We start from the raw sequence: 13,452 nt of genomic DNA on the forward strand, positions 1-13,452 counted from the left end.
ACCGGCGCAATAATGGTTTAATCCGTACACCGGGGTGCCATCAGGGGCTTCATGACAACGGATCCGTCTTCATGCGCCTGTCAGGGGCATGTGGACGTCACCTCGAGCGCTGAAGCGGGCACCGTGTTTGCCGTCGAGATTCCCACGGGTGCCGCTGATCTACCTTCTTCCACAGACGCGCAACGCTGATCATCCCGCGCGGCGCCCGTTCTGCGGGAGCTCCATTGCCGGCCCGCCGCAGACCGCTTTCAAGCCCGCGGCCAAGGCTCAGCGCCCGTGGCCGAGGTTGGCTTCGCTCATGTCCAGCTCTGCCAGCACCTCGCGCACGGCATCGTCCCCGATCCGGCGTTCGCGGCGCATTTCATAGAGTGCCAGGCGTTGCGCGCGCAGTGCCTTGATCCGCAGGTGGCGTTCGAGTTGATCCATTTGCCGCGCCAGCGCCTGGGCCTCGGCGGAATCCTCGAACGCGTCCAACTGCTGGCGGTACTCGGACATGATCCGCGCCTTGAGCTCGGTCGCCAAGGCCGCCTGACTGGCGTCCTGCTCGGTGGCTTTTTGCGTCGGATCTTCCTCTTCGAGCGAGCGAATGGCCGACTCGGCGGTGTGGCGCCAGGCATCCCGCACTTCCTGGCGAGCGCCCTGATCATCGCTGGTGGCCACGCCGCGCAGCAATAGCGGCAAGGCGATGCAGGCCACGACCAGCGACAGCAGGATGACACCGGCGGCAATGAAGATGAGCAGGTCCCGCTGGGGGAAGTCCTGACCGGGTGCCATCAACAGCGGCACCGACATGACGCCGGCCAGGGTTACCGCGCCGCGCACACCGCCCAGGGTCAGCAGGGCGCAGGAGCGGGCATCGGGCAGCCGCGTGATGGTGGCCTTGCCGCGCAGGCGGCGTATCCACGTCATCGCGCGCCAAGTGCTTTGCACCCAGACGAAACGCAGCACCAGCAAGACGCCGAAGATCGCCAGCACCTCCAGACAGCGCCACGACAACGCAGGCCACAACGTCGGCTCGTGGCTCAGCACTGCCTTGACGATATCCGGCAACTGCAAGCCGAGCAGGAGGAAGATCAAGCCGTTGAAGGCAAATTCCAGAAGCGCCCAGACGCTGCGGTTGAGGATGCGCGTGCGGGTCTGCCGGGGCAGCAGGTCCAGCCAGCTCTGCATCATGCCGGCAGCCACCGCGCTGAGGATGCCCGAGGCACCCAGGCGCTCGGCCAGCACATAGGCGGCAAACGGCAGCAACAGCATGAACACCACATGGGTCGCCGGATCGTCCCAGCCGCGCGCGATCATCCAGACACGCAGGCGCCCCACCACCCAGCTCAGCAGCACGCCCAATGCCAGGCCGCCGACCGCCACCAGGACGAACGTGACACTGGCGTCGGCCAGGGAGAACACTCCGGTGATCGCTGCCGCCAGGGCGAACTTGAAGGTCACCAGGCCCGAGGCATCGTTCATCAGCGCTTCGCCCTGAAGGATGCGCATCAGCGGGGTCGGCAAGCGGTCCTGGGCAATCGCCGACACCGCTACGGCGTCGGTCGGCGACAGTACCGCCGACAGGGCGAAGGCCACCGGCAGCGGAATGTCGGGCAGCAGCCAGTGAATGAAGTACCCCGCCCCCAATACCGTGAACAGCACCAGGCCCACCGCCAGCATCAGCACGGGGCCGCGGTAATGCCAAAGATCGCGCTTGGGAATGCGCCAACCATCGGAAAACAGCAGTGGCGGCAGGAACAGAAACAGGAACAGCTCAGGCTCCAGCGCAACGTGCAGGCCCAGGGTCGGCCAGGCGAGGATGGCCCCGGCGGCGATTTGCAGCAGTGGCAATGGCAAGGGAATGACGCGGGCGAACAACCGCGAAACGCCGACCAGCATCAACAGGATCAGCACGGTATAGGCGGTTTGCATGTGGCAGGATTTCCTTTGAATCGACAGGCAGGGATCATGGTAACGGTTTGCAACAGGTTTGGCCGCGAACGGGATGTCGCAGTTCAGGGATCGCTTCAAAGTCCAGCCGAGCCCAGCCCACGCAAGCATGGCGCTGTCACAGTCGATGCCGCATAATTCCCCGATTCGTTTTCGGGAGGCAGTGGGGCGCATTCGTAGCCCCTCCTAGATCAATGACGCATATTCTCTACGGCATCAAAGCCTGCGACACGATGAAGAAGGCCCGCACCTGGCTCGACGAGCACCAGGTGCAATACGCCTTCCATGACTACAAGACCGCTGGCATCGACCGCGAGCACCTGGCCCGCTGGTGCGACGAGCACGGCTGGCAGGTGGTGCTGAACAAGGCTGGTACCACCTTCCGCAAGCTTGCCGACGAACAGAAGGCCGACATCGACCAGGCCCGGGCCATCGAGCTGATGCTCGCCCAGCCGTCGATGATCAAGCGCCCGGTGTTGCAGCTTGGCGACAAGACCGTGATCGGCTTCAAGCCCGACATCTACGCAGCGGCCTTTGCCTGACACGGGCCCGCACTCATTCTGCACGAGGTAATTCCATGTCCAATTCTCTGTTCAGCCTGGCCTTCGGCGTCGGCACGCAAAACCGTCAAGGCACCTGGCTGGAAGTGTTCTACGCCCAGCCCCTGACCAACCCATCTACCGCGCTGGTCGATGCCATTGCACCCGTGTTGAACTACACCGGCGGCAACCAGGCCATCACCTTCAGCAACACCCAGGCTTCGCAGCTGGCCGAAGCGCTCAAGCACGTCGACCCGGCCCAGGCTGCCCTGCTCACTCGCCTGGCCGAGAGCCACAAGCCACTGGTCGCGACCCTGCTGGCCGAAGACGCCGCGCTGACCTCCACGCCCGAGGCGTACCTGAAGCTGCACCTGCTGTCGCACCGTCTGGCCCAGCCACACGGTCTGAACCTGGCCGGCATCTTCCCGTTGCTGCCCAATGTCGCCTGGACCAGCCAGGGCGCGGTCGATCTGGCCGAACTGGGCGAGCGTCAGCTGGAAGCCCGCCTGAAGGGCGAGTTGCTGGAAGTGTTCTCGGTGGACAAATTCCCGAAGATGACCGACTACGTCGTGCCGGCCGGTGTGCGCATCGCCGACAGCGCTCGTGTCCGCCTGGGCGCCTACATCGGCGAAGGCACCACCGTCATGCACGAGGGCTTCGTCAACTTCAACGCCGGCACCCAGGGCCCGGGCATGATCGAAGGCCGTGTTTCGGCCGGTGTGTTCGTCGGCAAGGGCTCGGACCTGGGCGGCGGCTGCTCGACCATGGGTACCCTGTCCGGTGGCGGCAACATCGTGATCAAGGTCGGTGAAGGCTGCCTGATCGGCGCCAATGCCGGTATCGGCATCCCGTTGGGCGACCGCAACACCGTCGAAGCCGGCCTGTACATCACGGCGGGCACCAAGGTGGCCCTGCTCGACGAGCAGAACCAACTGGTCAAGACCTTGAAGGCACGCGACCTGGCGGGCCAGCCCGACCTGCTGTTCCGTCGCAATTCGGTCACCGGCGCCGTGGAGTGCAAGAGCCACAAGTCGGCCATCGAACTCAACGAAGCGCTGCACGCTCACAACTAAGTGGCGATATCGGGCCCGGCATCTCTGCCGGGCCTCTTGCCCGGGGTCTTCGACCATGTTCCACGCCTCCCCCTGGCGCTCTGACTTCCCAGCCATCGCCGCCTTGCAACACCAGCAGCAGACCTACCTGGACAGTGCTGCCACCACGCAGAAACCACACGCCCTGATCGACGCCATCGGCCAGTACTACGCCCAGGGTGCGGCCAACGTGCATCGCGCGCAGCACCTGCCTGGCTCGTTGGCCACGCGTGCGTTCGAAGCCAGCCGTGAGAAGGTCGCGCAGTGGCTCAATGCAAGCAGTCCGGAGCAGATCGTTTTCACCCACGGCGCAACCAGTGCCCTGAACCTGCTGGCCTATGGCCTGGCCGAGCAGTTTCAGCCGGGCGATGAATTGGTGATCAGCGCCGCCGAGCACCACGCCAACCTGCTGCCCTGGCAGCAACTGGCCAAGCGTCGTGGCCTGTCGTTGCGGGTTCTGCCACTAGAAGCCAGCGGCGTGGTCGATCTGCAAGCGGCCGCACAGATCATCGGCCCACGTACTCGGGTATTGGCAGTGAGTCAGTTGTCCAATGTGTTCGGTGCGTGGCAACCGCTACCGGAGCTGCTGACCCTGGCTCGGGCTCAGGGTGCGATCACGGTGGTGGATGGCGCCCAGGGCGTGGTGCACGGACGCCATGATGTCGAACGCCTGCAGTGCGACTTCTATGTGTTTTCCAGCCACAAACTGTACGGCCCGGACGGCGTCGGCGTGTTGTATGGACGCCGCGAGGCGTTGCAGAAGCTCGCGCACTGGCAGTTCGGCGGCGAGATGGTGCACCAGGCCGACTACCAGAGCGCCAGCTTTCATCCCGCGCCCTTGGGCCATGAGGCAGGCACCCCGCCCATCGCCAGCGTCATCGGCCTGGGCGCGACTCTGGATTACCTGAGCGGCCTGGATGCGCAGGCGGTCGCCGAACACGAGGCAGGTCTGCATGCACAACTGCTGGCAGGGTTGCGCGCGCGCAGTGGCGTTCAACTGCTCGGCGCACCGCAGGTCGCGTTGGCCAGCTTTGTCGTGGAGGGCGTGCACAATGCCGACCTGGCGCACCTGCTGACCGATCAGGGCGTCGCCGTGCGGGCCGGACACCACTGCGCCATGCCGCTGATGAAGCACCTGGGTTTGTCGGGCGCCATTCGTGTGTCCCTTGGCCTGTACAACGACTCAGGGGATTTGCAGCGGTTTTTCGAGGCGCTGGACAAGGCGCTGGAGATACTCGTATGACGATGAGTCCACAGGCACACGAGGCGCTACAGGTGTTCACCCAGGCCGCCGGGTGGGAGCAACGCGCGCGGTTGCTGATGCAGTGGGGCGAACGCCTGGAACCGCTGAGTGACGAGCAGAAAGTAGAGGCCAATCGCGTGCACGGCTGTGAGAGCGTGGTGTGGCTGGTGGCCGAGCGGCAGGGCGAGCACTGGCACTTCAAGGCGGCCAGCGATGCCCGGATGATCCGCGGCTTGCTGGCGCTGCTGCTGGTGCGGGTTCAGGGGCTCGATTCCCAAGCGTTGCGTGAGTTGAATCTTAACGCCTGGTTCGAGCAACTGGGCCTGGGCCGCCAGCTGTCACCTTCGCGCAGCAATGGGCTGAACGCGGTATTGAAGCGGATGAGCGAACTGGCGTGAACCTGTTGGTCGGGTGAGCAGCCCTTCCCTCAGACTCCCGCCTTGACCCGGTCCGCCGGCCGCCGCACTCCGGCGACGATCTTGTCGACCGCCTTGGTCGCCGCCACCATGCCGAAAGTCGCCGTCACCATCATCACTGCGCCAAAGCCCCCCGCGCAGTCCAGTTTCACCCCGTCACCGACGAAACTCTTCTGCAGACAAATGCTGCCATCGGGCTTGGGATAGCGCAGCTGCTCGGTGGAAAACACGCAGGGCACGCTGTAGTGACGGGTGACCGTGCGCGAAAAGCCATAGTCGCGACGCAGAGTCGAGCGCACCTTGGACGCCAGCGGATCGTTGAACGTCCGGTTCAGGTCGCACACTTGAATCAGGGTCGGATCGATCTGCCCGCCGGCGCCGCCCGTGGTGATGATCTGGATCTTGCGCCGCTTGCACCAGGCGATCAGCGCGGCCTTGGCATTCACGCTGTCGATGCAGTCGATCACGCAATCGATGTTCGGCGTGATGTATTCAGCCATGGTGTCGCGGGTGACGAAATCAGCCACCGCGTGCACGGTACAACCGGGGTTGATGCCACGCAGCCGCTCGGCCATCACCTCGACCTTGGGCTTGCCGACGGTGCTGTCGAGCGCATGCAACTGACGGTTGGCGTTGCTGACGCAGACATCGTCCAAATCGAACAGCGAGATTTCGCCCACCCCGGTGCGGGCAATCGCTTCCGCCGCCCAGGAGCCGACGCCGCCCACACCCACGATGGCCACGTGCGCATCACGCAGGCGCTGCATGCCCTCCAGGCCATACAGGCGCGCAATACCGGCGAAACGGGGATCTTCTGTACTCATGGGGCGGCACCTCAAAAAACCGGCGCGCAGTATACATCACAGCCCGATGCAGGAGCGGTCATGGCATGCGCCGCCCTTTTCGCGGTCACGGACCGCTCCTACGGACGAGGGAAACCGTTAATATAGCGCCTGACCGTCATTATCCGAGGTGAACCCCATGAGTTCGTCCACACCCCACACCGCCAAGCTCGATCGCATTCTGGCCGATGCCCAGCGCGAGCGCGAAAGCGGCTACCGCGACAAGGCCCTGCGCATGTACCCCCACGTGTGTGGCCGTTGCGCCCGCGAGTTCGCCGGCAAGCGCCTGAGCGAGCTGACCGTGCACCATCGCGACCACAACCACGACAACAACCCCCAGGACGGCTCCAACTGGGAACTGCTGTGCCTGTACTGCCACGACAACGAGCACTCGCGCTACACCGACCAGCAGTACTATGCCGAAGGCTCGACGAGCAGCCCGACCATCGCCAAGGCGACCCACAACCCCTTCGCGGCCCTGGCCGGATTGATGAAAAAAGACTGAGCGAGCACGTGGCCAACAAACGGTACAGCTGCATCGGGTTGTTCAACCCCAAATCCCCGGAAAACGTCGGCTCGGTGATGCGCGCCGCCGGTTGCTATGGGGTCAATTCGGTGTTCTACACCGGCAAGCGCTACGAGCGTGCGCGGGATTTCGTCACCGACACCAAGCGGGTTCACTACGACATCCCGCTCATCGGCATCGACGACCTGCAGAAGATCATCCCCCTGGGCTGCACGCCCGTGGCCGTGGAACTGGTCGACGGCGCACGCCCGCTGCCCGAGTACACCCACCCGGACCGTGCCATCTACATTTTCGGCCCCGAAGACGGCAGCCTCGACCAAAGCGTGCGCGACTGGTGCGAAGACACCATCTACATCCCCACCACCGGCTGCATGAACCTGGCGGCCACGGTCAACGTCGTGCTCTACGATCGACTGGCCAAGGGCAACAACACGCGGTCCGGGCCCAAATTCAAATAAGCCGATGGAACAGCGTGACGATTTGGCAGTCAGCTTGTTATCACTGCCCTATCAGGAGATTCACCATGAGCGACAGCAAAACCGTGGACGTCATCAAATCCGTTACTCAGCCCGACTACCATAACGTCAAGGGTTGGGAACGTGCCGGCTCGCTGCTGGTAGGCGTCGTCACGATCGGCAAGGGTCTGCGCCGCGGCGGGATCTTCGGCCTGATCCAGGTGGCCATCGGCGGCGCTGCCCTGGCACGCGGTTGGAGCGGTCACTGCGCAGCCAAGTCGCTGGCCGAAAAAGGTCGTAGCGATCTGGAAGAGATCCGCAGCAAGATCGAGCGTGCGGGCGAAGACCTGCTGAATCTGAAGAAGAATGCCGATTCGGCCACCGACACGGCGACCGTGACCGGTGAAGATCCGACTGTGACCCCCAAGGTCTAAGCGTCCGGTATCAGGCGCACCCCTGCACGCTGCGGGGATGCGCTTCACCCGTGTGAATCGACCCTCGCAAAATGAGCCCTGCGCTCGATCAGCCCGCCCGAAAGATCAGATAGTCTTCCCAGTCGTCTTCATCGACATCCTTCTCGCTGACCATCTTTCCAGACTGCGAAATACGCTGTTTGTGCACCTGTTCGCGATCACCGCAGACCAGATGATGCCACAGCGGCAAATCCTGCCCCTGGCTGACCAAGCGGTATCCGCAGGTGGGCGGCAGCCACTTGAACTGGTCGGCCTGGCCGGGCGTCAGCTGGATGCAGTCAGGCACTTCGAGCTTGCGCCTTGGGTAATCGCTGCACTGGCAGGTCTTGAGGTCCAGCATCTTGCACGCCACGCGGGTGTAGTAAACGCTCTCGTCATCCTCGTCCTCGAGCTTCTGCAGACAGCACAGGCCGCACCCGTCGCACAGCGACTCCCACTCGACCGGATCGAGTTGGTCGAGCGTCTTGCGCATCCAGAAGGGTTCGACGATGGCGGCCATGTTACCGAGTGTCCTGTACGAAATTGACGGTTCAGGCATAGGCGGTACCTGAAAGGGCCGCCAGTCTAGTGCGCTGCGGCCCGCGGGCCAAGCCTTGGCGACTGCCGGTCAAGCTTCACTTGTCAGGCGCGATCGATTCGCAGTAGGTTTTGCCCCTGTCATCCATCACTCTCTCATTCAGGAATGCCATGAGCGCCAATCCCCGCATCGCCGACTACGCCATCCACGAGCAATTCATCAATCGCTGGTCGCCCCGTGCGTTCGAGCCGGTCGAGATCGAACAGGACACCCTGCTCAGCTTCTTCGAAGCCGCTCGCTGGGCCGCTTCGGCCTACAACTCGCAACCTTGGCGCTTTCTCTACGCGCGCCGTGGCACGCCGAACTGGGAGCGTTACCTGGGTCTGCTCAATGAATTCAACCGCTCCTGGGCGCAGCACTCGTCGGCGATCGTGATCATCGCCTCGAAGACCACCTTCACCGCACCCGGCGCGACCGAGGAATCGCCTGCGCTGTGGCACACCTTCGACACCGGTTCGGCTTGGGCTCACCTGGCGCTGCAAGCCAGCATCAGCGGCTGGCACACCCACGGCATGGCCGGTTTCGACCAGGACAAGACCCGTGAAGAGCTGAAAGTCCCCGCCGAATACGCGCTGCACGCCGCCGTGGCCATCGGCAAGCTGGGCGACAAGGCCACCCTGGCCGAATACCTGCAAGGCCGCGAGCTGCCGAGCCCGCGTCTGCCTCTGAGCCAACTGGTGGCCGAAGGCGACTTCACGCTGTGATCCGAAGGGTCGGCGCGCCATCCGCCGCCGACCCTGCTTCCCTCCATCCCCGCAACTCAATAGCCGCGAGCGAAATCCACTTCGCCGCGCAGCGGCTTGCCGTCCTGCCACGCCTGCAGGTTCTCGACGAACAACTCAACCATGGCCGACGGCGAGGTCGGTGCTGCGCTGTGGCCGGTGAGCAGCAAGCCCCACGCGGTCCAGAAGGGATGCTTGACCGGCAACGGCTCCTGCCGACAGACGTCGATGACCGCACCGGCCAGGTGCCCTTCCTTGAGCGCTTCCACCAGATCCGCGTCCACCACCGCCACGCCGCGTCCGGCGTTGATGAACAGCGCTTCGGGCTTGAAACGCTTGAACATCGCGGCATCGAACAAATCGTGGGTCTGCGGGGTGTCGGGCAGCAGGTTGATGACATAGTCGGCCTGCGCCACCAGGCGCCCGAGCTCGGCGAGCGGTGCCACTTCGGCGAAAGGCGCCAGCGTTCTTGTACTGCTCGCCACCCCGTTGAGGGTGACACCGAAGGGTTGCAGGAAACTCGCCACCGCCTGGCCTATCTCGCCGACACCGACGATCAGCACGCTGCGCCCGGCCAGGCTCGAGCCGGGGCGCGGATCCCATTTGCGCTCGACCTGGCTGACCAGTCGCGCCAGCACCTCGCGTTCATGGCCGAGCATATACGTCAGCATGTATTCGGCCATCACCTGACCGAAAATACCCACCGCACGGGTCAGGCGATAGCCGCGCGGCAAGCCTTCCTTCAATAGCGGCGTGATGCCCGCCCAGGTCGACTGCGCCCATTGCGGCGTCGCGCCGGTGCGCAACAGGTTGACGAACAGGCCCGGCTGGCCGAGCCACACCGGGCAATCTGCCGCCAACCGCGCCAGTTCGGCCGGATCGCCGCTGGTCTGTACATTCAAATGAGGAGCAGCTGCGCCGAGCAACCTGGCGTAAACGGCGTAATCGTGTTCGGCGATCAGAACGCGGGTCATTGCGAAACCTTGGTCAAGACAGCTGGCCGACCCTGTTTCAGCAGGGCGGCAGCAGATAGGGATGATCAGATGGGGTCGTTGCGGCGCAGCAGCTCTTCGGGAAGATGCTCGATGTACTCGTCTTCGGCGGGCGGCATCTGCAGGTGATAACCTTGGGTGTCCAGGTGTTCCAGCACCAGATTGATGTCTTCACGCGCCAGGGCGCGCTCGGGGCTCAATACCAGGTCGAAGGCGTGCACCGGCTTGCCGAACACCCCCAGCAGGCCTTCGGGCACGCGCTCCAGCGCGTCGCTCTTGAGCACATAGAGGTACATTTCGTTCTTGCGCGGGCTGCGATAGATCGAGCAGATGCGTTTCATGACGGTTCTCCAGCGTTGGCCAGGCTGTCGAGCAGGGCCTGCCCCATGCGCTCGCGTCGCCATCCACGCAGCGAATCGGGCAATTGATAAGGGCCATCGGGGTAGCCGGTCTTGAGCAGGGCCTCGAGGGTTTTCTTGCGCAGCATCAGCTCGGGTGCCATGTTCAGGCGCTCCGCTTCGCGTTGGCCGATGGCGCGCATCTGCTTGAGCACGGCCGAGCTTTCGATGGGCAAAGGCTCGGGCAGCGCCGCCGGCCACTGCTCGGGCGGAACGCTGGCACCGGTCTTGATCAACTCCAGAATCTGCTCGCCATCCTGGCGGACGGTACGCGGATGCATGTCTTCGATCTTGGCCAGGGTCTGCAGGTTGTCCGGTTGCAGCTTGGCCAGCGGCCACAGCGACTGCTCACGCACGATGCGGTTGCGTGGCAGGTTGCGCGCACGGGCCTCCCGCTCGCGCCAGGCGCACAACTCGCGCAGCACTGCCAATTGCGCGCGCGACAGCTTCCACGCCAGCTTGGCGTCACGGTACAACTCGTCGGGGTTCAGTTCGCGGCGCAGTTGGGCAACCAGTTCGGCGCCGTCTTCAAGGACCCAGGCGTACTTGTCCTCGGACAACTGCGGACGCAGCTTCTCGAAAACTTCGGCCAGGTGCACGGCATCTTCGGCGGCATAGCTGACCTGGGTATCGGACAACGGTCGCTGCAGCCAATCCGAACGGGTCTCGCCCTTGGGCAGCTCGATGCCCAGCACTTCCTGCACCAGGCGCGAGTAACCCATGGAGAAACCCAGGTTGAGGTAGGCCGCCGCCAATTGGGTGTCGAACAGCGGCGCCGGTAGGCTGCCGGTCAGGCGCAACAAAACTTCCAGGTCTTCGCTGCAGGCGTGCAGCACCTTGATCACCGCAAGGTTTTCCAGCAGTTGAGTCAGCGGTTGCCATTGCGTGATCGACAAGGGGTCGATCAGAAAAGCGCTGGCGCCGTCGCCGATCTGCAGCAGTCCGGCGATCGGGTAGAAGGTGTCGACCCGCATGAATTCGGTGTCGAGGGCGACGTACGGCAGGCGCTGCCAGTGGGCGCAATGCTCAGCCAGGCTGGCATCGTCGCGAATCCAGTGAATATCGATGGCCACAAGCCTCTCCCACGAATAATGGCGCGCAGTATATATCGGCCCTGCCCCCACGGGGACATCCATCCGTGCCTGCGGTCGCCAATCCTGAGAGCACCCGTTGCGGACACATGCATTGAACGATCTGCCCCCGACTGTGGGTCGAAGCTAGGCATGGGGTCGTTTTCGATGGCCCGCCATTCTGTCCACACTGACCAGAGGTGTCGAGATGCCGGTAAAACACAACCTGTTCGCTGACCTGAAACTGAGCAAGGAAGAGGTCGAAACCCGCGCCAAGAGCGATGATCGCCTCAGCCAGCTACTCACCGAATACCACGTCAGCGACGCCGACGTGGTCAAGGCCGAAGACCGCGCCGCGCCGGACGACGAGGTCAAGAAGCTCAAGGAAAAACGCCTGCTGATCAAGGACAAGATCGTCCAGCAGCTGGGCTAGTGCGAGCATGGGAGGCGGCGCAGGCGCGCCGCTTCCACAGTCCTCACAGCGCCGAGGATTCGCGCTTCAGGTCCGCATGGCGAAACGGCTTGGTCGCCCCTGAAAGCGACGTGGCCACCTGATCAAGCCAGTGCTCTGCGGTGAATTTCGGCGCACTGGCCGCAAGCACGATCAGCATCAACCCGGGCACCAGCGCAGTCGGCCCGAGATGTCGTAGACTCCAGCGCTCCAATACCAGAAGAAACCCCAGCGCAGCGCTCCCGCCGATCACCGCACCCATGATGGCCTCCGCCATCGGGTGGATCACATTGCCCACCAGCGTTGCCGCGAACCAGACCCCAAAGCCAAGACCCGCCAGCGCCGCTGGCCATCGCATCTGTCGGTGGATCTGCCGCGCGAGCACACTCGCCAGCACCGGCATCATCAAACACGCATTCATCGCATGGCCACTGAACACGGCAATGTTCAACGACGGCAGGCCGATGCCCCAGCCCTTGAACAGAATCTTGCTGGCGCCGACCAGGGCGTAGGCGCACAGCACCGTCAGCAACCACACGGCACATGCGGCGCGGGCGCCGCTCAGCCACAACCAACCTGCAATCACCAGCGCAATGGGGAACATCACGGTGATAGCACCGTACTCCAACAACATGCATCACTCCTTCACAATCGAACCAACTGCGCCGGTCGTGTAGATCCGGCGCGACATCAAGGCGTCTTGTTGAGCGTTATACGCGAGATATCATGGACCGCGATGTACTTCTTGGCATTCTTCGACACACGCACGCATCCGAACACCAGCACGTAGGCACCGGCCAGGTCCTCGAGCTCGTGAATGGGAAAGCGCTGGGTGAAATCATCGGCCAGCGAACTGTCGACCACCACGCTCAAGTCCTGCCGCCCGCCGGTGTTGAGCCACAGGCTTGGCGGCTGATCGCCCGACTGCGCCGCATCGGAGATCAAGCCCCAATAACCGCGCATGCGCTCCAGCTCATCAAACTCGGCATGGGCGAACGGCACGAAGAAATCGCGGACCTTGAACAGCCCGCTTTCCACCGAGATCAACTGCTCCGAACGACGAAAATCCTCACTCAGGATCAGGTTCTTCAGCAACGTGCTCAAGCGCCGATGACGGGTCTGGGTTCTTTGTGCGGCATGCCCGCCACTCTGCCGGCCTGCGCCATAGGTGGCCTCTGCGCCCTCCTCCACGGCGTGATGATGCAACGGTGCGCCAAAGGCAAAGTCAACCTCGATGCGCTCGCCCCGGTTGACCACATCGTCCTGCTCCAGCGTGTCACCGCGGTACAACGCACTCTGCGGCCCGCCCATGTCGCAGAACTCGGCATGGGGCCGGGCACCGAAGCAGGAGGCCTGTCCACTGCGCGCCGACTTGCGATAGAACCCTGGCCCCATGCAACGCGGACACAACAGATTGCGCCGCATGACACCAATGCACTTGGGGCTCAGCGCCTCGAATCCGGCGATGTCGTAAACGGTATTGTTGATGGTGCACAAGGCGACGTCCATGCAGCTCTCCGGCTCGGGTCTCAGGTAGGGATGCGGGAGGTTGGCAGTGGACGGGGTGGGATGATAGGCGAAGGGGGGATTTTCAGATTTTTCTTACAGGGTTTCTGCTGCGCAGCTTTTTTGGCGAAAGCACGGGTTAGCGAGCCGGAACGCAACGGCTCACTTTGCACAGAGGTACGGGTGGCTGAAACACGGATCGGAAGTTTGCCGGGTCGT

The 13,452-nt window shown here is 63.7% G+C and carries 17 protein-coding genes; 9 read left to right on the top strand and 8 right to left on the bottom strand.

Annotated elements, in window-relative coordinates; translation table 11 throughout:
• Nucleotides 1-267: 267 nt before the first annotated feature.
• The gene (locus tag QMX89_RS00780) at nucleotides 268-1,914 is read right to left on the bottom strand and encodes a Na+/H+ antiporter (protein WP_282345882.1); all 1,647 of its coding nucleotides are present in this window, start codon (nucleotides 1,912-1,914) and stop codon (nucleotides 268-270) included.
• A 212-nt stretch (nucleotides 1,915-2,126) separates the two neighbouring features.
• Between QMX89_RS00780 and QMX89_RS00785 the strand changes: the two genes are divergently transcribed.
• The 4 genes from QMX89_RS00785 to QMX89_RS00800 are packed head-to-tail and all read left to right on the top strand — an operon-like array spanning nucleotide 2,127 to nucleotide 5,203.
• On the top strand, nucleotides 2,127-2,474 hold the full coding sequence (locus tag QMX89_RS00785; protein ID WP_282345883.1) for an ArsC family reductase: 348 nt from the start codon (nucleotides 2,127-2,129) through the stop codon (nucleotides 2,472-2,474).
• Nucleotides 2,475-2,509: 35 nt separating this feature from the next.
• Complete coding sequence (gene dapD / locus QMX89_RS00790) at nucleotides 2,510-3,544, top strand: 2,3,4,5-tetrahydropyridine-2,6-dicarboxylate N-succinyltransferase (protein ID WP_282345885.1); 1,035 nt, start codon at nucleotides 2,510-2,512, stop codon at nucleotides 3,542-3,544.
• Nucleotides 3,545-3,599: 55 nt separating this feature from the next.
• Nucleotides 3,600-4,805 carry a cysteine desulfurase gene (locus QMX89_RS00795; RefSeq protein WP_282345888.1) on the top strand — a complete coding sequence of 402 codons (1,206 nt, stop codon included), beginning with the start codon at nucleotides 3,600-3,602 and terminating at the stop codon, nucleotides 4,803-4,805.
• Nucleotides 4,802-5,203: a SufE family protein gene (locus tag QMX89_RS00800; protein ID WP_282345889.1), complete on the top strand. Its 402-nt coding sequence runs from the start codon at nucleotides 4,802-4,804 to the stop codon at nucleotides 5,201-5,203. Before QMX89_RS00795 ends, QMX89_RS00800 begins: the two co-directional genes overlap by 4 nt.
• A gap of 29 nt (nucleotides 5,204-5,232) precedes the next feature.
• On the opposite strand, the gene tcdA is transcribed toward QMX89_RS00800, so the two are convergent.
• On the bottom strand, nucleotides 5,233-6,045 hold the full coding sequence (tcdA, locus tag QMX89_RS00805; protein WP_134723432.1) for a tRNA cyclic N6-threonylcarbamoyladenosine(37) synthase TcdA: 813 nt from the start codon (nucleotides 6,043-6,045) through the stop codon (nucleotides 5,233-5,235).
• A gap of 157 nt (nucleotides 6,046-6,202) precedes the next feature.
• On the opposite strand from tcdA, the gene QMX89_RS00810 reads away from it, so the two are divergent.
• The 3 genes from QMX89_RS00810 (at nucleotide 6,203) to QMX89_RS00820 (ending at nucleotide 7,478) form a co-directional block, all read left to right on the top strand.
• Nucleotides 6,203-6,568: a YajD family HNH nuclease gene (locus QMX89_RS00810; protein WP_043185061.1), complete on the top strand. Its 366-nt coding sequence runs from the start codon at nucleotides 6,203-6,205 to the stop codon at nucleotides 6,566-6,568.
• 8 nt (nucleotides 6,569-6,576) lie between these two features.
• Nucleotides 6,577-7,047: an RNA methyltransferase gene (locus QMX89_RS00815; protein ID WP_049862310.1), complete on the top strand. Its 471-nt coding sequence runs from the start codon at nucleotides 6,577-6,579 to the stop codon at nucleotides 7,045-7,047.
• A gap of 65 nt (nucleotides 7,048-7,112) precedes the next feature.
• Nucleotides 7,113-7,478, top strand: coding sequence for a DUF2892 domain-containing protein (locus QMX89_RS00820; protein ID WP_282345905.1), 366 nt, complete (start codon nucleotides 7,113-7,115; stop codon nucleotides 7,476-7,478).
• An 88-nt stretch (nucleotides 7,479-7,566) separates the two neighbouring features.
• On the opposite strand, the gene QMX89_RS00825 is transcribed toward QMX89_RS00820, so the two are convergent.
• Nucleotides 7,567-8,016 carry a YcgN family cysteine cluster protein gene (locus QMX89_RS00825; RefSeq protein WP_049862312.1) on the bottom strand — a complete coding sequence of 150 codons (450 nt, stop codon included), beginning with the start codon at nucleotides 8,014-8,016 and terminating at the stop codon, nucleotides 7,567-7,569.
• A gap of 188 nt (nucleotides 8,017-8,204) precedes the next feature.
• Between QMX89_RS00825 and QMX89_RS00830 the strand changes: the two genes are divergently transcribed.
• A complete protein-coding gene (locus QMX89_RS00830; RefSeq protein ID WP_043185056.1) occupies nucleotides 8,205-8,798 on the top strand; it encodes a nitroreductase family protein in 594 nt (197 codons plus the stop codon).
• A gap of 56 nt (nucleotides 8,799-8,854) precedes the next feature.
• Here the strand turns inward: QMX89_RS00830 and QMX89_RS00835 are convergent, their stop codons facing one another.
• The 3 genes from QMX89_RS00835 to rnd all read right to left on the bottom strand — a co-directional run bounded on the left by QMX89_RS00835 (nucleotide 8,855) and on the right by rnd (nucleotide 11,279).
• Nucleotides 8,855-9,790 carry a D-2-hydroxyacid dehydrogenase gene (locus QMX89_RS00835; RefSeq protein WP_282345907.1) on the bottom strand — a complete coding sequence of 312 codons (936 nt, stop codon included), beginning with the start codon at nucleotides 9,788-9,790 and terminating at the stop codon, nucleotides 8,855-8,857.
• Nucleotides 9,791-9,855: 65 nt separating this feature from the next.
• Nucleotides 9,856-10,149 carry a YcgL domain-containing protein gene (locus tag QMX89_RS00840; RefSeq protein ID WP_049862315.1) on the bottom strand — a complete coding sequence of 98 codons (294 nt, stop codon included), beginning with the start codon at nucleotides 10,147-10,149 and terminating at the stop codon, nucleotides 9,856-9,858.
• Nucleotides 10,146-11,279, bottom strand: coding sequence for a ribonuclease D (rnd, locus tag QMX89_RS00845; protein WP_282345909.1), 1,134 nt, complete (start codon nucleotides 11,277-11,279; stop codon nucleotides 10,146-10,148). The genes QMX89_RS00840 and rnd overlap by 4 nt, the downstream gene beginning before the upstream one ends.
• A 205-nt stretch (nucleotides 11,280-11,484) precedes the next feature.
• Between rnd and QMX89_RS00850 the strand changes: the two genes are divergently transcribed.
• Nucleotides 11,485-11,709, top strand: coding sequence for a DUF465 domain-containing protein (locus QMX89_RS00850; RefSeq protein WP_049862317.1), 225 nt, complete (start codon nucleotides 11,485-11,487; stop codon nucleotides 11,707-11,709).
• A 43-nt stretch (nucleotides 11,710-11,752) separates the two neighbouring features.
• On the opposite strand, the gene QMX89_RS00855 is transcribed toward QMX89_RS00850, so the two are convergent.
• Nucleotides 11,753-12,361, bottom strand: a complete 609-nt coding sequence (locus tag QMX89_RS00855; RefSeq protein ID WP_282345910.1) for a hypothetical protein — start codon at nucleotides 12,359-12,361, stop codon at nucleotides 11,753-11,755.
• Nucleotides 12,362-12,417: 56 nt separating this feature from the next.
• A complete protein-coding gene (locus QMX89_RS00860) occupies nucleotides 12,418-13,236 on the bottom strand; it encodes a hypothetical protein (protein WP_282345912.1) in 819 nt (272 codons plus the stop codon).
• Between the last annotated feature and the right edge of the window lie 216 nt (nucleotides 13,237-13,452).

Source organism: Pseudomonas sp. PS01301 (assembly GCF_029960215.1).
GTDB classification, from domain to species: Bacteria; Pseudomonadota; Gammaproteobacteria; order Pseudomonadales; family Pseudomonadaceae; genus Aquipseudomonas; species Aquipseudomonas coleopterorum.